General features: G+C 64.6%; 26 protein-coding genes and 2 tRNA genes. 13 read left to right on the forward strand and 15 right to left on the reverse strand.

Translation table 11 applies throughout. The features are described 5' to 3' along the window. Window positions 1-47: 47 nt before the first annotated feature. Genes D7252_RS13990 through D7252_RS14005 form a run of 4 tightly spaced genes read left to right on the forward strand, consistent with a single transcriptional unit; the run spans window position 48 to window position 2877 of the window. Window positions 48-452 carry a hypothetical protein gene (locus D7252_RS13990; protein ID WP_120775945.1) on the forward strand — a complete coding sequence of 135 codons (405 nt, stop codon included), beginning with the start codon at window positions 48-50 and terminating at the stop codon, window positions 450-452. Then, the gene (locus D7252_RS13995; RefSeq protein ID WP_120775946.1) at window positions 449-787 is read left to right on the forward strand and encodes a holin; all 339 of its coding nucleotides are present in this window, start codon (window positions 449-451) and stop codon (window positions 785-787) included. The genes D7252_RS13990 and D7252_RS13995 overlap by 4 nt, the downstream gene beginning before the upstream one ends. Window positions 788-801: 14 nt before the next feature. Then, the gene (locus D7252_RS14000) at window positions 802-1263 is read left to right on the forward strand and encodes a hypothetical protein (RefSeq protein ID WP_120775947.1); all 462 of its coding nucleotides are present in this window, start codon (window positions 802-804) and stop codon (window positions 1261-1263) included. A gap of 9 nt (window positions 1264-1272) precedes the next feature. Then, entirely contained in the window at window positions 1273-2877 is a 1605-nt protein-coding gene (locus D7252_RS14005; protein WP_120775948.1) for an SGNH/GDSL hydrolase family protein, read from the forward strand. Between the two features lie 55 nt (window positions 2878-2932). Here D7252_RS14005 and D7252_RS20115 read toward each other — a convergent pair whose 3' ends face one another. The 4 genes from D7252_RS20115 to D7252_RS14015 form a co-directional block, all read right to left on the reverse strand. Next, the gene (locus D7252_RS20115; protein ID WP_183055303.1) at window positions 2933-3076 is read right to left on the reverse strand and encodes a hypothetical protein; all 144 of its coding nucleotides are present in this window, start codon (window positions 3074-3076) and stop codon (window positions 2933-2935) included. Further along, window positions 3073-4512, reverse strand: coding sequence for a hypothetical protein (locus D7252_RS14010; protein ID WP_120775949.1), 1440 nt, complete (start codon window positions 4510-4512; stop codon window positions 3073-3075). The genes D7252_RS20115 and D7252_RS14010 overlap by 4 nt, the downstream gene beginning before the upstream one ends. 29 nt (window positions 4513-4541) lie before the next feature. Beyond that, on the reverse strand, window positions 4542-4664 hold the full coding sequence (locus D7252_RS20430) for a hypothetical protein (protein WP_259461104.1): 123 nt from the start codon (window positions 4662-4664) through the stop codon (window positions 4542-4544). An 81-nt stretch (window positions 4665-4745) separates the two neighbouring features. Continuing rightward, window positions 4746-5060, reverse strand: coding sequence for a hypothetical protein (locus D7252_RS14015; protein ID WP_120775950.1), 315 nt, complete (start codon window positions 5058-5060; stop codon window positions 4746-4748). A 60-nt stretch (window positions 5061-5120) separates the two neighbouring features. Between D7252_RS14015 and D7252_RS14020 the strand changes: the two genes are divergently transcribed. After that, on the forward strand, window positions 5121-5351 hold the full coding sequence (locus D7252_RS14020) for a DUF3263 domain-containing protein (RefSeq protein WP_215110953.1): 231 nt from the start codon (window positions 5121-5123) through the stop codon (window positions 5349-5351). Between the two features lie 9 nt (window positions 5352-5360). Continuing rightward, window positions 5361-5543 (forward strand): hypothetical protein, encoded by a 183-nt coding sequence (locus tag D7252_RS14025; RefSeq protein WP_120775951.1) that lies wholly within the window; start codon window positions 5361-5363, stop codon window positions 5541-5543. Window positions 5544-5779: 236 nt separating this feature from the next. On the opposite strand, the gene D7252_RS14030 is transcribed toward D7252_RS14025, so the two are convergent. The 5 genes from D7252_RS14030 to orn form a co-directional block, all read right to left on the reverse strand. Next, entirely contained in the window at window positions 5780-7000 is a 1221-nt protein-coding gene (locus tag D7252_RS14030; protein ID WP_120775952.1) for a site-specific integrase, read from the reverse strand. Further along, window positions 6993-7196: a hypothetical protein gene (locus D7252_RS14035; protein ID WP_120775953.1), complete on the reverse strand. Its 204-nt coding sequence runs from the start codon at window positions 7194-7196 to the stop codon at window positions 6993-6995. Before D7252_RS14035 ends, D7252_RS14030 begins: the two co-directional genes overlap by 8 nt. A 184-nt stretch (window positions 7197-7380) precedes the next feature. Then, window positions 7381-7686, reverse strand: a complete 306-nt coding sequence (locus D7252_RS14040; protein ID WP_183055304.1) for a hypothetical protein — start codon at window positions 7684-7686, stop codon at window positions 7381-7383. A 467-nt stretch (window positions 7687-8153) separates the two neighbouring features. Next, window positions 8154-8229: transfer RNA gene (locus D7252_RS14050), tRNA-His, on the reverse strand. Between the two features lie 36 nt (window positions 8230-8265). After that, window positions 8266-8892 (reverse strand): oligoribonuclease, encoded by a 627-nt coding sequence (gene orn / locus D7252_RS14055; protein WP_120775956.1) that lies wholly within the window; start codon window positions 8890-8892, stop codon window positions 8266-8268. Window positions 8893-8952: 60 nt separating this feature from the next. Here orn and D7252_RS14060 point away from each other — a divergent pair. After that, window positions 8953-9025 (forward strand) — tRNA-Arg (locus tag D7252_RS14060). Between the two features lie 56 nt (window positions 9026-9081). Here the strand turns inward: D7252_RS14060 and D7252_RS14065 are convergent. Then, the gene (locus D7252_RS14065; protein WP_120775957.1) at window positions 9082-9351 is read right to left on the reverse strand and encodes a hypothetical protein; all 270 of its coding nucleotides are present in this window, start codon (window positions 9349-9351) and stop codon (window positions 9082-9084) included. 206 nt (window positions 9352-9557) lie between these two features. Between D7252_RS14065 and D7252_RS14070 the strand changes: the two genes are divergently transcribed. The 4 genes from D7252_RS14070 (at window position 9558) to D7252_RS14085 (ending at window position 12910) form a co-directional block, all read left to right on the forward strand. Further along, window positions 9558-10088, forward strand: coding sequence for a single-stranded DNA-binding protein (locus D7252_RS14070; RefSeq protein ID WP_120775958.1), 531 nt, complete (start codon window positions 9558-9560; stop codon window positions 10086-10088). A gap of 76 nt (window positions 10089-10164) precedes the next feature. After that, complete coding sequence (locus tag D7252_RS20120; RefSeq protein WP_308162500.1) at window positions 10165-10665, forward strand: DUF6993 domain-containing protein; 501 nt, start codon at window positions 10165-10167, stop codon at window positions 10663-10665. Between the two features lie 63 nt (window positions 10666-10728). Continuing rightward, on the forward strand, window positions 10729-12408 hold the full coding sequence (gene ettA / locus D7252_RS14080) for an energy-dependent translational throttle protein EttA (RefSeq protein WP_120775959.1): 1680 nt from the start codon (window positions 10729-10731) through the stop codon (window positions 12406-12408). A gap of 7 nt (window positions 12409-12415) precedes the next feature. Next, window positions 12416-12910 (forward strand): thioesterase family protein, encoded by a 495-nt coding sequence (locus tag D7252_RS14085; protein ID WP_120775960.1) that lies wholly within the window; start codon window positions 12416-12418, stop codon window positions 12908-12910. A gap of 45 nt (window positions 12911-12955) precedes the next feature. Here the strand turns inward: D7252_RS14085 and D7252_RS14090 are convergent, their stop codons facing one another. After that, window positions 12956-13852, reverse strand: coding sequence for an acyl-CoA thioesterase II (locus D7252_RS14090; protein WP_120775961.1), 897 nt, complete (start codon window positions 13850-13852; stop codon window positions 12956-12958). A gap of 51 nt (window positions 13853-13903) precedes the next feature. Here D7252_RS14090 and D7252_RS14095 point away from each other — a divergent pair, with 51 nt between their 5' ends. Continuing rightward, complete coding sequence (locus D7252_RS14095) at window positions 13904-14569, forward strand: hypothetical protein (protein ID WP_120775962.1); 666 nt, start codon at window positions 13904-13906, stop codon at window positions 14567-14569. A 5-nt stretch (window positions 14570-14574) separates the two neighbouring features. Here D7252_RS14095 and D7252_RS14100 read toward each other — a convergent pair whose 3' ends face one another. The 4 genes from D7252_RS14100 to pepN all read right to left on the reverse strand — a co-directional run bounded on the left by D7252_RS14100 (window position 14575) and on the right by pepN (window position 20396). Next, on the reverse strand, window positions 14575-16233 hold the full coding sequence (locus D7252_RS14100) for an FAD-binding dehydrogenase (RefSeq protein ID WP_120775963.1): 1659 nt from the start codon (window positions 16231-16233) through the stop codon (window positions 14575-14577). Continuing rightward, entirely contained in the window at window positions 16230-16679 is a 450-nt protein-coding gene (locus D7252_RS14105; protein WP_120775964.1) for a globin, read from the reverse strand. The genes D7252_RS14100 and D7252_RS14105 overlap by 4 nt, the downstream gene beginning before the upstream one ends. Next, entirely contained in the window at window positions 16676-17749 is a 1074-nt protein-coding gene (locus tag D7252_RS14110) for a mechanosensitive ion channel family protein (protein WP_120775965.1), read from the reverse strand. The genes D7252_RS14105 and D7252_RS14110 overlap by 4 nt, the downstream gene beginning before the upstream one ends. 94 nt (window positions 17750-17843) lie before the next feature. Then, on the reverse strand, window positions 17844-20396 hold the full coding sequence (gene pepN / locus D7252_RS14115) for an aminopeptidase N (protein WP_120775966.1): 2553 nt from the start codon (window positions 20394-20396) through the stop codon (window positions 17844-17846). 124 nt (window positions 20397-20520) lie between these two features. Between pepN and D7252_RS14120 the strand changes: the two genes are divergently transcribed. Next, complete coding sequence (locus tag D7252_RS14120) at window positions 20521-21705, forward strand: ferrochelatase (protein WP_120775967.1); 1185 nt, start codon at window positions 20521-20523, stop codon at window positions 21703-21705. Window positions 21706-21724 lie beyond the last annotated feature (19 nt).

The raw sequence follows: 21724 nt of genomic DNA on the forward strand, positions 1-21724 counted from the left end.
AAGAACCACTACCTCGAGACCTTGTACCAGCGAATGGAGGGGGCATCGTGAACAACATCGCCATGACCGCCACCCTCACCACAATCCTGACGCTGCTGTGCCTGGCGTACGTGATCTTCGCGTACCGATACGCACGGTATTCGCCTGCGTTCGAGTCATGGCAGGGCATCACCCTGTTCTCGCAGAAGCTCACGATGGCAGCCCTGGTCGGGTTCTTTGTCATCGACACGCTGGCCCCGGCGAGCTACCCAGGCCGGTACTCGATCCTCGTGGTGCTGCTCACCCTGCTTCTCGTCGAAGCATGGGCCACTCTCGCCGGCCTGCTGCACGTCCAGCGCGCCCGCCACCCCGTACCGAAGCGTCAGGGCGCCGGCTACGCGCCACCCGAAGACATCGAGAAGACCGACCCGAAACGGGTCACCACCATTCACCCCGACAAGGAGAAATCATGAGCAAGTACGCCAACAAGCAGTTCTGGATCGACACGTTCGACCGTGCGGTTGCAACGTTCTCACAAGCGGCGGTTGCAGCACTGACGGCCGATGCGATCCCCGGCCTCTTGGACATGGATCTCACTGCGGTTCTTTCCGTGTCCGGACTGGCGGCGGCAGTGTCTGTCCTCACTTCGGTTGCATTCCGGGGAACGACGAACGACACGGCCGCAGTTGTGATGGCCCAGCCAAGCGGTGAGGGCGTGACGTACAAGTCGGGGGAGATCACGATCACTGGGCCTCTGACCGCGAACGGGTCTGGCACCTTCTCTGGTCCCGCCGAACCCGAGCACTGACCCGAGGAGTACCCATGCCCACCTACGCATACACGGGCACGCTGGCCGATATCGGCCTCGGTGCCCTCACGGCGCTCATGCCGCGCATGGCCGTGCACCCGGAGGTGGAGGCATTCGGCCCTGACGGTCTCATCTCGGATGTGCCAGTGCCGGTGACCGTTGATCCGGTTACTGGTGCTTTCACGATGAACTTGATTCCGTCCGGTGATCTGACACCCACAACGGGCGGGTCTCCTGGCGTGGATTACATCATCGAGGTTGCTCGGTTCGAGCAGACCATCGACGGCACCTACTACGCCGGAACTGACGTCTGGAAGTTCACCGCCGTGGCGGGCGGCGGCAACATCGGTGGGATGAAGGGCGGCTCGCTGCTCGCCGTATGGATTGGTCCACCGTGGCCCCCTGCCCCGCTTCCCGCTGGCCTCTACATCGACACACTGCCCCCGAACCCGTGGGGCGTCGTCACCCGAGCTTAGGAGAATCACATGGCACTTCCCGTAGGGGTGACCCAGTTGGGCACATTCGGTGGCGCTCCCGGCGAGAAGGGCGACCCAGGTTCTATCGACTATGCAGAGGTCGAGGTAATCGCCCCGGACGCTGAGTCGTATGTCGAGATGGTGGGAACGGCTTCAAGCCGTGGCGCCATTTTCCATCTGGCCCGTCCGATCGCGAGCCCTGTTGCGGTTGGCAACGATGTGGCCTTCTCGGAAGCTATTAGCACGCCCACGACCGAAACCGCACAGGCGCTGGCGGCGCGTTACGCTGACGTGTACTCGTCACAGTTGCGTTCGGACCCAGGGATGTCTCGGTTCGCTGGAAAGTTCGCCATGGGTCTGCCGTGCACGTTGCAGATCGCCGGCGACTCGACCGGCAACGACGTGAACGAGTGGGCCTACAAGCTCATGCAGGCGATCGCGGCTCTCGCGCCGAACGCCCGCCTCGAGTACCAGCTGTGGGCCGACGCGACGAAGAACTATCCGACGACGCAGGTGATCCAGGCGGGCACATACGTCCCGCCGTTCGACGGACAGGCGGTGCTTGACACCTTCACCCGAACTGGCGCGCTGGCCGGGTCGGTCGCCGACACTGGACAGACGTGGACAACGAACGGAACCGGAGTGTGGACGCTCGACGGGTCGAAGGCGGTCCTCACGAACAGTGCGGTAGGCGCGGTGCACACTATTGATTCGGGGAAGCGCGGCGAGATGACGTCACGCGCTCTCGCTGTGGAGATCGACACGTCGCCCGGAGCGGTCGCGAAGCAGTTCGCCGTGTATTGTGCGTACGCGACGAACAGCGATCATCTGTGGGTGTACATCAACGTCTCCACGACCGGGGTTGTCACGTGGGGCATCTTCAAGCGGGTCGGCGGCACTGCGGCTCTGATTGCGACCGGCGGCGCCCTTGGCCTCACCCCGAATGCGGTCAACACGTTCGACGTCGAGATCGGAATTAGTGGTAGCACGGTCACGGCAATCGCCAACGGCGTCACCACGACGACCACGCTGAGTGCCACAGAGGTCGAACTGTTCACGTCCGGCAACGCCCGTGGCGGCATCGGCAGCCCCGGCGCAGCGACAGGGTTCAAGGTCGCGGGTTTCTCGATTCACGCGCACGAACTCATGGGTCAGGGGCAACTTATCCGGTTCCGGAACGGCTCGTATCCGGGCGCGTCGATCGCCTATCACCAGACGAACCTCGACGCGGTAATCCCCACCGAGCCGGATGTTGTGTACGTGTCACTCGGACACAACCAGAATGTCATGAGCCCGGTGAACTTCGTCGCGGCGATGGATGCTTACTGGACGTCCGTCAAGGCGAAATATCCGACAACCAAGCCCGTCGCGGTGCCGCAGAACCCGCAGTTCCCACCACTTCCGGCCGCACCGTTCCATGCTCCGCGTGCGGCGGCGCTGCGTGCGCACGCCTTCGAGAAGGGTTGGGGATACATGCCCGTGTTCGAGGCATTCTGGTCGCTACCCGACCACGGCCAATCGCTCATCATGCCGGACGGCGTGCATCCACTCGACACCGGCTCGCAGCTCTGGGCCGATGTCGCGATCGCGCACTTTATCGGCAACGCTCGCTGACAAGAAGACCCCCACCTAGCCTTCGGGCGGGTGGGGGTCTTTCGTTGTATCTGAACTACCAGGCGTGAACATCGTTGTAGGCGTCCGCGTGCTCGATCGAGCAGAAGGCCATATCCTTTTCGATCTGCGCGCCGCACTCAGCGCAACGCGGCTGCAACCAAGCAGTCATGGCGCGGACGAAACGCTCAATCGGAGTCATGATGATGATCGTACCGGGCGTCGCTTGATCGCGCCATGCTTCACCCGTCGCTCTGCCCATGTCTTGGGATTGGCGAGGGGCGTTTCTGCGTTCTCGCGTGGATACAGCGCGAGGAGGACGATCAGGAGGCCGAATCCGTAACTGAGGATCGCGCTGAACGGGCTCCCGTTCGCAAGCGAGAACACGGGCAGGAGACCGGCCGATACGACGAGCGCGGGAGGGAGGCCGCGGCTCGCGCTGTCCACAAGGAATAGCAGCACCACGAGGACTGCCGCCTCGATGATGATGCCCGCGAAGCCGAGGTTTGCGTAACCGTCAGCGAACAGGCTGGCGTTCATCTGCACGTCTGGGCGTCCGATCATGACCGCGCCAACGTGGAAGCCAGGGGAGGTGTCGTATGGTGCGGTGACGAACGGGCTGAGGAACGAGTAGTCCCACAACGCCCACGCACCCCCGTCGTACACCTCACGGTAGAACGGCATGAGATACCCCGCAGTCATGAATGTGCGGGCGACGAGCACGTCGACGACACCGAGAGGCACGATGCGGTCAATGGCGATCGCCAGCCATGCGAGAGCCGCGGCACCGAAGACGACCATTGCGCCGAGAACACTGGTGCGCTTCTTCAGCAGGAACACCAGCAGGAGGCACAGGGGGATCGAGATGAGAACCGTCTTGTATCCGGTGGTGGAGTAGATCAGCAGTTGACCGACGATGCCGAGGGCGAACAGCCAATACTTCCTCTTCAGCAGCCCAAACGCCATGAGGAACGGGTTGATGACGTTGCCCTGGTTGGTGATGAGGTATCCAAGCAGCGGAACGGTGGGGATGACTTCGTCTCGGTAGGAGAGCCGAATGTCGTAGATCTCGAACACGGAGACGATGTTGAATGTGAGCCCGAAGATCGCCGCGAGGTACACGTAGGTGATGACGGAGATCGAGCCTACGACGGTCCAGAAAAGGCCGGAACCACTCGCCTTCACCGGGACCAGCAAGGCGGCGTCCCGGCGCAAGATCAATGCGACACCGATCCACACCGCGGAGCAGAAGAGTGCGAACATGAAAGTGTCCTCGGGTGGTCGGCCGCCACCGTAGAGAGGCAACGTGGTGACTGGAACCAGCAGCGAGGCGTACAAGAACCACACCGCGTACTGAGAGAACTTTCGCGCCGTGTAGGGGAGGAACGCGGATACGCCGAGCAGCAGCGCATATGAGATGAGCATCCACTGCGGGTCGGGCTCGCGGTAGATCCACCCGAGGTATCCGAATCGAGGGGCCATGAACTCCGAGTACGTAACTCGGAGTGCCTCGATATAGACCGCGAGCGACACTGCGAAGAGGGCGAACACTGACGCCCGCTGAAGCAGCGTCGACCGCGCGACCTGTGAACGGACATGGGCGTCGTTGATCGCGCGCGTTGATCGCGTGGAAGACATGAGCTTGATTCTAAGGGCGGGGCCGGCTGCTACTTCTCGTCGCGAGCTGCCATCCAACGCTTCACGGTGTTACGGATGGCGCGTTCGCGGAGGTATGTGCCGATCGAGTCGAACACCGCGATGCCGACGACTGCCAGCGTGATCAGAACCATGATCGCGACCATAAGGGGCGATTCAGTCCAAGTCGCGGCATCCATATGTGCAGGGTACACCGCCAGCCTCTCCCCGCCGCTTCAGCCGAGGCTGCTGTGATTGAGCACGCCCGGAGTCCGATGATGTGGCGACTCGAACCGTTTCCGCCCGAGTGTGATCCACGGTTCGAGTCCGGGCAGTTCCCGCAGCGCCGTGCACAAGATCCGGGTGTAGTCGTCTTCGAAGTACCCGACCCACGCGCCGACCGATTCGGTGAGTATGTCGACCCGGTCTCCGGCCGTGGCGCGCAACTCGGCAATCACCGGTCCCGGGTCTGTCGTGTACCGGTTGCGGGAACAGATCGCGTCGAGGTGGACGGTGAGTGCGACGTCGGGGGAGAGTCCTCGTGATGGCATGACCGGATGCTACGCGACCACACCGACACCGATGTCCGACCCCTCATGGATCATGTACGGATGGACCCCACAGCCCTCCTCGCCTTCGAAACCCGACACCCGTACCAGTCGTCAGCGAAGAACGAACGCATCCGCCGCGAACTCGGCATCACCGAAGTCCGCTACTACGTTCTGTTGGGCCGTGCAGCGCGATCTGCGGAAGGAATCGCCGCACACCCGGTCACCGCACGACTTGTCAGGGAACGGGCCGCACAGAGGGCACAGCAGCGGGAGAGGCGTTCGGCCGCGTAAGGTGCAGCCATGACCAAGAACTCCTACACAACCCTTGCGTGGGCCGGCGTCGGCGCCGGACTCATCCTGTTCGTGTTCAACGTTGCTGCCATGCAGCATCCCAACGTGATCCTCACCTGGGTAGCAGTCGCCCTCGTGGTTCTAGGTATCTGGGCGGCATCACGCGCGAAACGGTTTGAGCGGGACGACTGAGACTGGTGAGACGCGCAGAGAAGCCCCCGCCTCAACACGGCGGGGGCTTCTTCTGCGTATACGGGAGACCTCGTTGTCTCGGTTGTGCTGGGTGCTGATGCTTCTTGCCGTTGGCGGGGTCGTCGTTGACCCCTCATCATCTTCTGGCGATCATCACGACCCGCCGGCCCGAGTAGTTGCTGTCTGCGCTCATGAGACCATTATGTGTCTGTAATTACGGTCATGTCAAGTACGTTTTACGAATCGGCGTGTTCAGTGATCGCTAGAGGCATCCGAACATCGGCGAGAGTCACGTCAATCGCCATCGCCATCTGCTCGTGAGCATCCGGGACAAGGTGCCCGTACACCCCCACGGTGGTCGTGATCGACTCATGCCCCATGCGCGCCTGGATATGGGGGAGCGGCTTCCCTTGAGCGATCAACCACGATGCGTGAGTGTGTCGCAGATCGTGCACAGTCGGCTCCCGACGCAAAGGCTCGAGGCCCATCGCTCGACACCGCTCCACATCGGACGCATCCGCAACCGCCTTCCGCCACACCCGCGTGTAGAACGCGCCGTGCCACATGTGTCCACCCTGCGGTGCGGGGAAGACCCACTCATCCGACTTTCCCGGTTCGCCCATGATCCCCAAGACATTCGCACTCAGCGACACCGAGCGCCGCGACTTAGACGACTTCGGGTAACTCAGGACCGGGGCGCCCTTCGACTTCTTCCACGCGCGCGTGACTCGCACCGTTGGGGGATTGCCGTGGAGGTTCACGTCCCCCCACGTGAGTGCAGTCATTTCACCCCAGCGCAGACCGGTGCCGGCGAGAAACAGCACTACACGCTGATACCTCGCCGGGAGCATGTGAAGGATCGTGGAGAGCTCACTAGGAGTGAGGAACACGTTCTCCCGCTTCACGCCCCGAGTCACACGCATCTTGAACGCGGGGTTATCCGTGCGAAACCCTTCCTCGACAGCAGACTTGAACACCGCGGACAGAAGCGCGTGGTAGTTCCTCACCGTCTTGGCCGACACCAGTTTCTGATCAGCGGCCGGCTTGTGTCGATCACGCCACACGGGTTGACGTTCCTGCCATGCCAACCACGAGCCGACGTCGGGTTTCGTGATGAGGTCGATCGGCACGTCACCGAGCATCTGCAGCCAGGATCGCTCAGCGACAGCCTCGTAGCCCTCCCGCGTGCCTTTCTCCACACCGGTCAGTAGACCACTGTCGGGGGAGAGGTAGCGGTGGGTGTACTCGCGGAGGGTTGGCGTGCCAGCATCGCGGTTCATGCGCGACTTTCGAACCTGCTCGGCAGCTTCCCACCCGACGCGCTCGACCAGCTTCTTGTAGTCCTCGGCACCCTTGTGCTCGAGGAACGTGGTCTGCTTCATGCGGCCCTTGTAGCGCACCTGGACGCGCCAACGCACCTCGCCAGACTTGAGGGTGCGGGAAGAGACGCTAGCCATGGTCGCCGGATGCCTCAATAGCGACTAGCGCGCTCTCTGCGATCTCTAGCAGGTTCACAACGCCGTCGATCAAGAGTGAGTCGTCGGAGTCATCCGGGAGCGTGAACGGGCCATCGTGGCGATCCTCGTACTGTCGCTCGATCTCGGCGCGGATCGCTTTCGCAGTCGCCGTGACGATCTCCTCGCGAGTATTCATGGCCTCTTCCTACCCTGGGGATCGGACACGAGGGAACCATGTTCGATGATTGCCTGAGCGACGCCCCGACCGACTCGAAGCGCAGCAAATGTGTCCGCAGTATCGATGACCTCATCGAGAACGTATGAGGATGAACCAATGGTCAGGCGAATACTGACGGCTTCAGTCGCCACAGCCTCGATACTCACTGTCGGTCCCCGAACCCCGCGGCATGCTCAACGAAAGCCACCTGTGCGGCGCGAGCGGCTTCGGAGAACGAGCCAAAGCATTCACTCTCATCACCATATTGCTCGAACGTCCAGTGGTCACTCCGGCCCTGCGCCGCGCAATCCTGGTGTTGTTCGATCTTGACGGTGGCCTCGGCGCTCACTGTGATACTCGCGCTGCGGGTTGCGTGTGTGGCGTGCACGGACATCTTGAGCTCGCCATCGTCCGTGATGGTCGACCTCAAGTGGTCCGATACCGTTCGTTCGAAGTCGTCCATGGTCACTCCCCATTCCTACGCTGGGGGTCGGACACTGAACCGGTTGCAGGGTCGTGCATGTCGCAGCAACCCTGGTAGTTCATCGATGCGCAGATCTCGGCATCGAGCGCGCGCAACCCCTCGAACGCGCGGATCTGCTTGCTCCTGCGCCACTGGTCGCGGAGGTGTGGGCCGTCCAGCCACCCAAGAAAGGTGCGCCGGGCACGTCCGATGCCGATCCGGACAAGAAGACGAGTCCATCGGGGTGCCTGAACGGGGGTCATTCTGAGACCTCCGTGCCCTGCGGATGGAATCCGCACGTACAGCAGGGCAGATGCCGCGCACAGTGCGTTCCGTACATGCTTATGCACTCGGGTTGCGTCAGCATGGTTTCGCCACTCATGATCACTCCCTCGATTGAGGCGTGATCCGAAGCGATGTAGGCGGGGATGTAGGCGGCGGGGGTTTCATCCCCCGCCTGCCCTACTCCCTACTGGGGTGAGTAACGGGACTCGAACCCGCGACATCCGGCACCACAAGCCAGCGCTCTACCAGCTGAGCTATACCCACCATGTGCCCACCGGAGCGGGCAACCAGATGAGTCTATTACATGTTGGGAGTGAACTCCGACACCGTGCGCGATGCGATCTCGCGGGCGTCGTCGCTCGAGGGGCCCGGCTCATCGACGAAGACCGCGTGACGGTAGTACCGGAGTTCACGGATCGATTCCAGAATGTCGGCGAGAGCGCGGTGACCGCCGTCTTTCGAAGGAGCTTGGAAGAACACTCGCGGATACCAGCGGCGCGACAGCTCCTTGATGCTCGACACATCGACGTTTCGGTAGTGCAGCCACTGATCGACCTGCGGCATGTACTTGGCGAGGAACATGCGGTCGGTGCCGATCGTGTTGCCCGCGAGAGGTGCCTTGCGCTCCAGCGGCACGAACCGCCGGATGTAGGCCAGTGTCTGTGCTTGGGCCTCTTCAAGGGAAACGCCCTGCGGGATCTCGTTGATGAGGCCGGATGTCTCGTGCATGGTGGTGACGAAATCGTTCATGTTCGCGAGTGCGGCATCACTCGGGCGGATCACCGCCTGAAAGCCCGGGTCGATGGGACGCAGTTCGAAGTCGGTGATGACGACGGCGATTTCGACGAGTTCGTCGACGGCGAGGTCGAGTCCCGTCATCTCGCAGTCGATCCATACGAGACGATCGTTCTCGGACGCAGATACCATGCCGCCATACTATCGACGGGCCCGACATCGGCTTCGGGGCGCGGTACGGTAGAGGTATACGCCTCCGTAGCTCAGGGGATAGAGCAGGAGCCTTCTAATCTCTTGGTCGCAGGTTCGAATCCTGCCGGGGGCGCTTATTTCCTCGCCATTGTTCGTCCGGTCGAAACTCTGGTCGCGGGAAGCCGCAGCCTACGAGTATCGGAGTGCCGCAACGGCGTCGTCCGGTCGCCAGAACTCGCCGACGAGGCGGAAGGTGCCGGTGGCCAGATGCAAGCGCTCCGCCCGATACCGCAGGCCGAGCGGGTCGGCGACGATGCGCAGGTGGCCCAGCACGCGCTCTGTCCGGTCTTGGACGCGCCACAGGTGATCGGCGGCCCGGACGAGGTGTTCGCGCGGGGAGGAGAGCCGAGGCGTCGCGTAAGGAACCTCGGGCAGGTAGGTGGTCTTGCTGTCAGACATCGGAACTCCTTTCTGCTTTCGAACATATGACCGACCACCGACATTCTGACCACCTCGGCCGCCCGGACGTTTAGCGACCACTTCTGCACAAGATCACCCGGAGCCGCTGTATCCACCGGTGTCGCATTCGCGGCCGGAGTCGCGTGACGCCGCGGCCCACGATGGATCGACCCGGGCATCTCGTTCGGGCGTCGAGAGGAGCGAACATGATCGATACCGTGACCATCGTGGGCCGCGTGGCCACCGACCCCGTCCAGGGGCAGACCGGGGGAGGCATCCCGGTCACCAACTTCCGTATGGCCAGTACCCACCGGCGCTTCGACACCGCGACGCAGACGTGGATCGATGCCGGCACCAACTGGTTCTCTGTGGCGGCGTTCCGTCAGCTCGGCGAGCATGCGAAGACCTCCCTGCGCACCGGCGACGGCATCATCGTGACCGGGCGCCTGAAGATCCGCACCTGGGAGAACAACGGCAAGCAGGGCACGAGCGTCGACATCGACGCGGATGTGATCGGGCATGACCTTCGTTGGGGCACGACCGCCTATCGCCCGCGGCGGCGTACCGATGCCACCGAAACTGCGGAGGACACCGCTGCGGAGACAGACATCGATCACACCGCGGATGATGAAGCGGACGCGCGAGACGCGACGGAAGACGAGGACCTGCCCGATCTCGATCTCTCGTGGGCGGTGCCGTCAGCAGACGAGGAACGCGCCCACACCGCCGGGGCCTGAGCCATCGCAGTCGATGGCGGGCGCACGCTCATACCGGGCGCCGCGGACGGGACGAGGGGGGCCGTAGACTCGGCACGTGCTTCGTCGACCGGCTTCCTCGATCCTGCGTCCGATGATGTCGCTGATCGTGGGCTCTGCTGCTCTGCTCGCCCTGACCGGTTGTATCTCCGCGCCCGCGCCTTCCGCCACGCCGTCCGTCTCGGCCTCAGGGGCCGCGTCGCCGGGCACGGAGTCGGCGCCGCCGACACTCGTTCCGAGCGGCAGTGCCTCCGAGAACCTCGCCGTGTTCACGGCGGTCGCAGAAGAAGTCTGGAGTTCGGAGGATCGAGGTTCGGGCCGTGCGTACGTCGATGCGCTGACCGCGGCGGGATTCGAACGCACTGCTATGCAGGTCACGCAGGACCAGTCGACGGTGGGGAACCCTGCCGAAAGCCTGCAGTTCTCTGTGCGGTGGGGTGAGGACGAATGCCTCATCGGTCAGGTGGGTCCGTCGACCGGCGAAGTCGTGACCGTCGTGATGCCGCAACTGGCAGAAGGGCGTTGCCTGGTCGGCTCGACTCGGCCGATCGACTGGTGACAAAGGTGCGGGCGGGTAGGCTGGAGTGTCGATCTTCGACGACAACAGAAGGAGCGGTTTTCGGTGGCTGAGTACATCTACTCGATGGTGCGTGCACGCAAGGCTGTGGGCGAGAAGCTCATCCTCGATGACGTCACCATGGCGTTCCTTCCCGGTGCCAAGATCGGCATGGTCGGTCCGAACGGCGCCGGAAAGTCGACGATTCTCAAGATCATGGCAGGACTCGACACCCCGTCGAACGGAGAGGCGAAGCTCTCGCCCGGGTTCTCGGTCGGCATCCTGATGCAGGAACCGGAGCTCGACGAGTCGAAGACGGTGATCGAGAACATCCAGGACGGCATCGCGATCAAGGCGAAGGTCGATCGGTTCAACGAGATCTCGGCGCTCATGGCCGACCCCGACGCAGATTTCGATGCTCTTCTCGCGGAGATGGGCACCCTGCAGGAAGAGATCGACGCGGCCGACGGATGGGACCTCGACTCGCAACTGGATCAGGCGATGGATGCGCTGCGCACTCCGCCGGCCGATGCCGCGATCGCGCCTCTCTCCGGTGGTGAGAAGCGTCGTGTCGCCTTGGCGAAGCTGTTGCTTCAGAAGCCCGACCTGCTGCTCCTCGACGAGCCCACCAACCACCTCGACGCCGAGAGTGTCCTCTGGCTGGAACAGCACCTCCAGGCGTACAAGGGCGCGGTCATCGCCATCACACACGACCGGTACTTCCTCGACCACGTCGCCGAGTGGATCGCCGAGGTCGACCGCGGTCGCCTCATCGGCTACGAGGGCAACTACTCGACGTACCTGGAGAAGAAGGGCGAGCGCCTGGAGATCCAGGGAAAGAAGGATGCCAAGCTCGCCAAGCGTCTCAAGGAGGAGCTGGACTGGGTCCGTTCCAGCGCCAAGGGCCGACAGACCAAGTCGAAGGCTCGACTCGCACGCTACGAGGAGATGGCATCCGAGGCCGAGCGCACCAGAAGGCTCGACTTCGAAGAGATCCAGATCCCTGCCGGCCCTCGCCTCGGCAGTGTCGTCATCGAAGCCAAGAAGCTGAAGAAGGGCTTCGACGAGCGTTCGCTGATCGACGGCCTGAGCTTCAGCCTCCCGCCGAACGGCATTGTCGGCGTCATCGGCCCGAACGGCGTGGGTAAGACCACGCTGTTCAAGACGATCGTCGGGCTCGAGCCTCTCGATGGCGGCGAACTCAAGATCGGTGAGACCGTCAAGATCAGCTACGTCGACCAGTCTCGTTCCAACATCGATCCGAACAAGACGCTGTGGGAGGTCGTCTCGGACGGCCTCGACTACATCACGGTCGGCAAGACCGAGATCCCGTCGCGGGCGTACGTCTCGAAGTTCGGGTTCAAGGGCCCGGACCAGCAGAAGAAGGCCGGAGTCCTCTCGGGTGGAGAGCGAAACCGGCTCAACCTCGCCCTGACCCTCAAGGAGGGCGGCAACCTGCTGCTCCTCGACGAGCCCACCAACGACCTTGACGTGGAGACACTGGGCTCCTTGGAGAACGCGCTGCTCGAGTTCCCCGGCTGCGCTGTGGTCATCACTCACGACCGGTGGTTCCTCGACCGGATCGCGACGCACATCCTGGCGTACGAAGGCACCGACGACAAGCCCGACCAGTGGTACTGGTTCGAGGGCAACTTCGAGGCATACGAAGAGAACAAGATCGAGCGCCTCGGGGCGGACGCCGCGAAGCCGCATCGCTCGACCCACCGCAAGCTCACCCGCGACTGAGGCGGCTGTGTCCGACACCGCGCCCGAGCTCGGGCAGCGCCTGCACATCCCGATCCACCTCCGCTGGGGCGATCTCGACGCGTTCAACCACGTCAACAACACCTCCATGCTCAAGCTTCTCGAGGAGGCCCGCGTGCGGGCTTTCTGGCGCGCGGGGCCGGGGGAGCAGGCTCCGCCCACCGCGGTCATCGACCCGGGGATCGACGAGGGCATCCTCACCCTCATCGCTCGACAGGAGATCGAGTACCTCGCGCCGGTGCCGTATCAGCGCCGCCCGCTCGAGGTGCAGATGTGGTTCGGGAAGCTCGGCGGTTCCAGCGTCGAGGTCTGCTACGAGGTGCACAACGATCCGTCCGCGGAACCGCGGGAGATCTACGCTCGCTCCACCGCGATCATCGTGCTGGTGGACGCGGGGACGGGACGCCCCACCCGCCTCACGCAGGAGATGCGCGAGGCCTGGGCGCCCTACACCGGACCATCGATCGAGTACACCCACCGCTGACACCCAGTGGCATAGCCATGGATGTCCGCGTCAACCGGCTTCGGCTCAGTCGACGTCGGCGACGTCGGGGACGCGGATCATGATCTCCTGCGCGACACTCGCGACGAGCACCCCATCTCGCGAGTAGATCCGCCCGGTCGCGAGACCGCGACCGCCACGGGCGTTCGGCGACTCCTGAACGTAGAGGAGCCACTCGTCCACGCGGGCCGGACGGTGCCACCACATCGCGTGGTCCAGGCTGGCGACCTTGAGGCCAGGAAGCGACCAGTATGCGCCATGAGCGCGGAGGATCGACTCCTGGATCGTCATGTCACTGAGATAGGCGAGTGCAGCGCGGTGCAGGCGAGGGTCGTCGGGCAACGGCGCCCGCAAGCGCATCCACACCGCCTGACGAGGACGACGCTCGTCAGGACTCGGCAGATACAGCGGGGACTCGACATGCCGGATGTCGGCGGCCCTCTCGCTCAGCATGCGGGCCGCGGCCGAGGGGAGACCCTCCACGCGATCTTCGTCCGAGAGAAGGTCCTCGGGCGCGGGGATGCCGGGCGGCATCGGCTCAGCGTGCTCGACGCCGGGATCGCCGTCCTGGAAAGACGCGATCATCGAGAAGATGGGGACACCGTTCTGGTACGCCTGCGAACGGCGGGTGGAGAAAGAGCGGCCGTCGTGAATGCGGTCCACCGCGATCGTGATGCCTTGGCTCGCATCTCCGGGACGCAGGAAGTACCCGTGCATCGAGTGCACTGCGCGGTCTTCGGGAAGAGTACGTTCCGCGGCCAGAAGGCTCTGCGCGAGCACCTGACCGCCGTAGATGCGGCCGGAAGGCATCGGGTGTGATGACCCGGTGAAGATGTCTTCGGTCGTCCTTGCGCGTGTGTCGTCAAGGTCGAGCACCTCGAGCAGCCGTTCGACGGTCTGGATGGCGTGGTCTTCCGGGCTCATTGATTCCTCTCCGCGACCGAGGTCGCCGCTACCGTTGGTAGTTTAGAGCGCGTGCCGCATCACCTTCTCCTCGCCGACCCGGACACCGCCAAGGATGTGCTCACCTTCGTGGGCCGTGCGACGAGGATCTCGGACGAGGGGGTGCGGATGCAAGCTGCGGGCGGCGTCCTCGCCCTCACCACGGCAGCGCTTGCTCCGCACGGACTGTTCGACCAGACCCCGACGATCCTGGCGATGCGCATCGTGCACGCCGACCGCGAGCTCGAATGCGACCTCGTCGTGGATCAGCTGACGGCATCCGACGATCCGCGCGGATTGACACTGCCGGAGACCGGGCTTTCTCCTGCGTGGGCAGGGATCGCGCCGCCGCGCGGAGATTGGCTCCCCGAGACCGCACTTCCGGCGTCGACGATCGCCCAGCGTGCGCAGTGGGGCATTGCGGCGGTCGCGCGAGGCGCGACGCCGGGCGCCGGTGAAGAGGCCGTGCGAGCGCTGCGAGCCGCGATCTGGGGCGAACCGGACGATGACCTCGGCGGTCTCCCACGTGGGGTTGCTTTCGCTGCGGATGCTCTCGGCTTCATCTCCGGAGAGGAGGACGTTCGGGTGATGCGTTCCGGGCGTTGGACGCGCCTCGCCTTCCGTCGGGGCCATGTGCTCGCCCGAGGACCCGTCGCGTCCGGTCTGACGGCGATCCGCGACACCGGTACCGCCGGCTAGGCTCCTCAGCTCGCGGCAGCGCGTCCGGCCTGTCGACCGGAGAACAGACATCCGCCGAGGAACGTTCCTTCGAGCGCGCGATAGCCGTGGACACCGCCGCCGCCGAACCCGCTGGCTTCTCCGGCGGCGAAGAGGCCGGGGATGGGCGTGCCCGCGCTGTCGAGCGCTCGACCGTCCAGGTCCGTGTTGATCCCGCCGAGCGACTTCCTCGTGAGCACATGCAGCTTCACGGCGATCATCGGGCCGGCGGTCGGGTCCTGCAAGCGGTGCGGCGCAGCCGTGCGGATCAGCTTGTCGCCCCGATAGCTGCGCATCGACCGCAGCATCGCGATCTGGGCATCCTTGGTGAACTCGTTGTCCATCTCCCGATCGCGCGCCTCGACCTCACGGCGCACGTTGTCGATATCGAGAACCTCGCCTCCCGGATGCCGTCGCATCTGCTCCAGCAGAGAGTCGAGGTCCGATTCGACGATGAAGTCGGCCCCCTCGTCCAGGAAGGATTGCACGGGACCGGTCGGCCCCTTCGCAAGCCGCGACGTGAGCAGGAGCTTCACGTCTTTGCCCGTCAGGTCAGGGTTCTGCTCGCTTCCGGAAAGAGCGAACTCCTTCTCGACGATGCTTCGTGAGGTGACGAACCAGGAGTGATCGTGGCCGGTCTTGCGCAGGTGTGCGAGCGTGCCGAGCGTATCGAAGCCGGGGAACAGGGGCACGGGCAGCCGGCTGCCCGTCGCATCGAGCCAGAGAGACGACGGACCCGGGAGGATGCGGATGCCATGCGACGGCCATACCGGATCCCAGTTGGCGATCCCCTCGACGTAGTGCCACATCCTGTCGCCGTTGATGAGACGGGCCCCGGCGGCTGCGCTGGCGACCTGCATGGAGCCGTCCACGTAGGCGGGTACTCCGGTGAGCATGTGCTCCGGTGGAGTTCCCAGTCGTGCGGGCCAGGCGGCCCGGACGAGGTCATGGTTGCCGCCGATCCCGCCGGCGGACACGATGGTCGCACCCGCGGCGATCTCGAAGTCGCCGATCACTTCACGGGAGGATGCCACTCCTCGACGCGTTCCGCTGGTGGCGAGAATGCTCCCGCGCGCTCCGGTCACCACACCGTCGGTGACGATCAGTTCGGTCACGCGATGACGGGGGAGGACGGTCAGATGACCGTCACGTTCGCCCTGTTCCACGGCCACGACGAAGGGCGCGACGATGCCCGGCCCCGTGCCCCAGGCGATGTGGAAACGGGGGACCGAGTTGCCGGGGCCCACTGCTCCGTATCCACCGCGTTCCGCCCAGCCGACCACAGGGAAGAATCCGACGCCGCGTTCGCGCAGCCATGCGCGTTTCTCGCCGGCCGCGAACTGCAGATACGCTTCCGCCCAACGACGCGGCCACTCGTCCTCCGGACGGTCGAATGCAGCGTTGCCGAACCAGTCCTGAGATGCCAGCGCGAGGGAGTCCCGGATGCCGAGACCTCGTTGTTCCGGGGAATCGATGAAGAACAGTCCACCGAATGACCACCACGCCTGTCCGCCGAGGTTGGTACGCGGTTCCTGGTCGACGATGATGACCCGGCGTCCTTGTGCGAGCGCCTCCGAAGCGGCCACCAGGCCGGACAACCCCCACCCGATGACCAGAACGTCGGTGGACAGGGGCGTGTTCGTCATGGCTTCTCCGTTGATTCCTGACTGGATCGGGTCTCGAGCGTGGTGCGTCCGTCGGCGGTCGTCCCGATCCCTGACGGCTCGAATGTGTTCACCATGGCATAGGCGGCCCGCTCGAGATAGTCCCACAGCGTCGATTCGTGCAGAGGAGACAACTGCGCTTCGTCCACGGCCGTTCTCATATGTCGAAGCCACCGATCGCGCGCGTCCGGATCGACGTGAAAGGGCATATGCCGCATCCGCAGCCGTGGGTGGCCACGGGTCTCGCCGTAGGTCGTGGGCCCTCCCCAGTACTGTTCGAGGAACATCAGCAGGCGTTCTTCTGCGGGACCCAGATCCTGCTCGGGATACATCGGCTTGAGAACAGGGTCGAGGGAGACTTCTCGGTAGAACACCGAGACGATCTTCGCGAACGTGTCGTGTCCGCCGACCTCATCGTAGAAAGTCATTGCTGCGAGCTCCCGTCATCAGTCGTCTTCTTGCGACGCCAAATCCCGCGCGCCGGGACCACAGGGACCCCGGTCACCGCGTTCGGACGGGTTCTGGGCGGGTTCGCGCCCCGCACTCGACGCGCGCCGTCGAGACCCGTCGGCACCACGTCGACCATGCTCGGGATCGCGATCTCCTTCTCCCTGAGCGCCACGCGGAGCCGGCGACGCAGCTCCTGAGCCACATCGTCTTTCGCATTGGCACGCGCCTTGATGACGATGCGCACGACCAGCGCGTCGCCCTCGATGGACTCGAGCCCCCACAGCTCCGGCTTCTCGATGATGCGCGTGCGCCATTTGGGGTCTTTCGCGAGCTCCAGAGCCGTCTCCAGCATCGTCGTCTCGACCTGCTCCAGATCGGCATCCGCCGGCACTCCGAGATCGGTGATAGCCCGTGCCCAGCCCTGCGACATGTTGCCGATGCGGGTGACCTCACCGTTGCGCACGTACCACAGCGTGCCGTTCACATCACGGACCTGCGTGATGCGGACACTGACGTACTCGACGACACCGCTGGCGAGCCCGAGATCGACGACGTCGCCGATGCCGATCTGATCCTCGGCGACGAGGAACATGCCGTTGAGCACGTCCTTCACGATGTTCTGAGCGCCGAAACCCAGACCGGCGCCGACCGCCGCCGTCAGCAGCGTCAGAGAACCGAGCAGGGAGTTGTCGAGCGCGTTCACGATGAGCACGAGAGCGATGATGACCAGCATCACGTTGACGATGTTCTGCAGGATCGTTCCGAGCGTGCGAGTGCGCTGCACGAGTCGCATGTCGGCCAGCGGGGATCGCTCGAGGGCCTGCGTGTCATCGACGGCGGCTTTGCTCTTCGCGCCGTCGACGATGCGGTGCACGACCCGACGTATCACCACGCGGAGGATGAGCGCGATGATGATGCAGCTGACGATGATGAGGGCGACATGGAGCGCCTTCATCCCGACCTGGCCGAGGACGACGAAGAGGTTCTGCAGCCAGGGCGGGACCTCTGCCGGAACGGTCGGGGGCGTGGTTTCGAGGGGGATCAACATCACCCTCGATACTAACGAGCGGGCCTCTGCACAGGCTGGAAGCACTGCAGGAGAGGCCCGCTCATCGAAGCCTGGAAAACCTTGCGGGAAGGGCTCAGTCGTCCGCGTCGCGAGCCTGTGCAGCCAGAGCCCGCTCGACATCGGCGAGGTTCTCCAGAACGAGACGCCGGAGCGCGGGGGCAGCATCCTGGTTTGCCCCCAGCCACGCACGAGTCGCATCTCGCAACTCGATATCCGCGATCGCCGTCGGGAAGAGTCCCACGATCAGGTACTGGGCGATCTGGTAGGTGCGCGACTCCCAGATGGGAAGAAGCATGTCGAAATACGCGGGCACGAACTCCCGAAGGACAGACGTTCCGGCTGGATGCACGAAGCCCAGAGCCGCAGACCGGACGATCGTGTTGGGTGCATCGTCACGCTCGATGAGTGACGCCCACGCGGCCTGCTTCGACGCCGAATCGGGAAGAGCCGCGCGCGCCTGCGCGGCGAACTCTCCACCCTTGGCTGTGTTGTCTGCGGCCAGCGCGGCATCGATGCTGGCGGCGTCCGTCGCACCGATCGTGGCGAGTCCGACCAGGAGCTGCCAGTTGAGGTCTGCGTCGATCTCGAGCCCGGGGAGGGTCTCTTCTCCGGAGCGCAGGCGCCCGAGGATGCCGGCGTGCTCGGACGTCACGAGACTGTTGGCGAACGCCGTGACGAACTGCAGCTGGCTGTCGCTTCCCGCTTCGGCTGCTTCGGCCAGCGCCCACAGGCCGTCCGCGACCTTGAGCCTGGCCGCCTCACGGTCCTTCGGCGCGACGTAGAGAGTGGCGGCGGTACGAAGCTGTGCCAGAGTCGTCCGAACAGTCGTCGACTCCGTCTCTCGTCCGATGTTGCCCAGCACGAGATCGACGTATTCAGATGCCGGCGTCTCTGCGTCACGCGTCTGGTCCCAGGCGGCGCCCCACACCAGTGAGCGTGCCAGCGGGTCCTGGATGTCGGCGAGGTGCACGATCGCGGTCGCCAGCGACTTCTCGTCGAGACGAATCTTCGCGTACGCCAGATCGTCGTCGTTGAGGAGGACGAGATCGGGCCGCGCGAGCCCCTGCAACTCGGGGATCTCCGTTCGGTCCCCGTCGACGTCGACCTCCACATAGTGCGTGCGGGTGAGCGCGCCGTTCGCCACGTTGTAGAAACCGATACCCAGGCGGTGCGGTCGGATCGTGGGATAGTCCGCCGGCGCCGTCTGCGTGACGGCGAAACGTGAGATCGTCCCATCGCCCGCCTCGACGATGACGGGCTCGAGAGTGTTGACGCCCGCGGTCTCGAGCCACTTCTTCGACCAGGTGCTGAGGTCGCGCCCGCTCGTGGCCTCGAGCTCGGAGAGCAGGTCGCTCAGCTCGGTGTTGCCCCAGGAGTGCTTCTGGAAGTACTGCGAGACGCCGGCGAAGAACTCTTCGATTCCGACCCACGCCGCAAGCTGCTTGAGGACGGAGCCGCCCTTCGCGTACGTGATGCCGTCGAAGTTGACCTGCACGTCTTCCAGATCGTTGATCTCGGCGACGATCGGATGCGTCGACGGAAGCTGGTCCTGGCGGTAGGCCCAGGTCTTCTCCATGGCGTTGAAGGTCGTCCACGCCTCGGTCCACTCGGTCGCTTCCGCAGTGGCGATCGTCGACGCCCATTCCGCGAACGACTCGTTGAGCCAGAGGTCGTTCCACCACTTCATCGTGACCAGGTCGCCGAACCACATGTGAGCCAGTTCGTGCAGGATCGTGACGACGCGCCGCTCCTTGATGGCGTCCGTCACCTTGCTGCGGAAGACATACGACTCGGTGAAGGTGACGGCGCCGGCGTTCTCCATCGCTCCGGCGTTGAACTCCGGCACGAAGAGCTGGTCGTACTTCGCGAACGGATAGGGCACGCCGAACTTGGACTCGTAGTAGGCGAAGCCCTCACGCGTCTTGTCGAAGATGTAGTCGGCGTCCAGGTGCTGCCACAGGCTCTTGCGTCCGTACACGCCCAGCGGGATGACGCGTCCCGATGCGCTCGTCAGTTCCGAGAAGGTCGATTCGTACGGACCGGCGATGAGCGCGGTGATGTACGAGGAGATCCGGGGAGTGGCCTCGAAGCCCCACGTCGCCGTGACGTCGTCGTCATGCACGATCGGCTCGGGCGTCGGCGAGTTGGAGATGACCTTCCACGCGGCGGGCGCCGTGATGGTGAACTGGAAGGTGGCCTTCAGATCGGGCTGCTCGAAGACGGCGAAGACCCGTCGGGAATCGGGGACCTCGAACTGGGAGTAGAGGTAGACCTCGCCGTCGACCGGGTCGACGAACCGGTGCAGTCCTTCACCGGTGTTGGTGTAGAGGCAGTCCGCATCCACGACGAGCACGTTCTCGGCCTGCAGGTTCGCGAGCGTGATCCGGGAGTCCGCGAAGACCTCGTCGGGGTCGAGCTGCTCGCCGTTCAGAGAGATCTCCCGCACTTCGCGAGCGATGAGGTCGATGAAGGTGAAGCTCTCCGGCGTAGCGGTGAAGCGCACGACGCTTCGGGAGCCGAAGACCTCCGCACCCTTGGTCAGATCGAGGGCGATCTCGTACGACTGGGTGTCGACGACGTCGCGGCGCTCCTGCGCTTCGATGCGGGTGAGGTTCTCTCCAGGCACAGCTTTACTCCCAGGGGTGAGGGGACGTCACCGGTGTCGGGCGCCGTTGGCGCCGACGGCAACCCTGACAGCCTACGCCAGTGCGGCACGCCGGCTCGCGCTCCGGAGGTGAAAGAATGGACAGGTGACTGTGACCGAGCCGAACGCCGTTCTCTTTGCTTCGTCTGCTGCTGCCGGAGGTGCGCCGTTCGTGACCACGCCGGTCGCCTACGACGGCATCCTCCTCGCAGGTTTCGGGGGACCGGAAGGGCAGGAAGACGTGATTCCCTTCCTGCGCAACGTGACACGTGGGCGCGGAATCCCCGACGAGCGACTCGAAGAGGTCGCCCACCACTATCGTCACTTCGGTGGCGTGAGCCCCATCAACGGCCAGAATCGCGTGCTGAAGTCGGCGCTGGAGGCAGAACTCGCCGCCCGCGGGATCGACCTGCCGGTCTACTGGGGTAATCGCAACTGGAGCCCGTACCTCGCAGAGGTCGTGACCGAAGCATCCGCCAACGGTCACAACACGCTTCTCGCGTTCGCGACCAGTGCCTACAGCTCCTTCTCCAGCTGCCGCCAGTATCGGGAGGACTTCGCCCGGGTCCTTCAGGACACGGGCCTGGGTGAAACCGTCACCATCGACAAGATCCGTCCGTTCTACGACCACCCCGGGTTCGTCGAGGCCTTCGAGACGGGTGTGCGCGAGGCGGTCGAGATCTTCCTCCAGGAGGGCATCGCCCCCGCCGACATCCAGATCCTGTTCTCGACGCACAGCATCCCGACGGCGGATGCCGAGCGCTCCGGCGCGCGCGACATCGAGTGGGGTGAGGGCGGCGCATACGCCGCCCAGCACCTCGCCGTGGCCGCGTGGGTCATGGACCGCGTGCGCCAGAGCATCCCCGCTGCTGCGGACGTCTCGTGGGAACTCGTCTATCAGTCGCGATCCGGCCCCGCATCCCAGCCCTGGCTCGAACCCGACGTCTGCGACGTGATCGGCGAGCTTGCCGAACGCGGACGCAAGGCCGTCGCCGTGGTGCCCGTCGGCTTCATGAGCGATCACATGGAGGTGCTCTGGGACCTCGACACCGAAGCCGCCGAAGCGGCGGATGAGGCGGGCTTGTCGTTCACGCGGACGCCCACCCCCGGTGTCTCTCCGGCGTTCGTGGCGGGCATCGTCGACCTCATCGAGGAGCGTCTGCAAGGGCTCCCGAACGAGGAGCGTCCCCATGTCACGTCGCTCCCCGGCGGATTCGACGTGTGCCGCCCCGGCTGCTGCGAGAACATCCGCGCAGGTTTCAAACCCGCTGCCGCCGGCGTCGCGCCCTGACCTCACGCCGGTCACCGTC

This window comes from Microbacterium sp. CGR2, assembly GCF_003626735.1.
GTDB lineage: Bacteria > Actinomycetota > Actinomycetes > Actinomycetales > Microbacteriaceae > Microbacterium.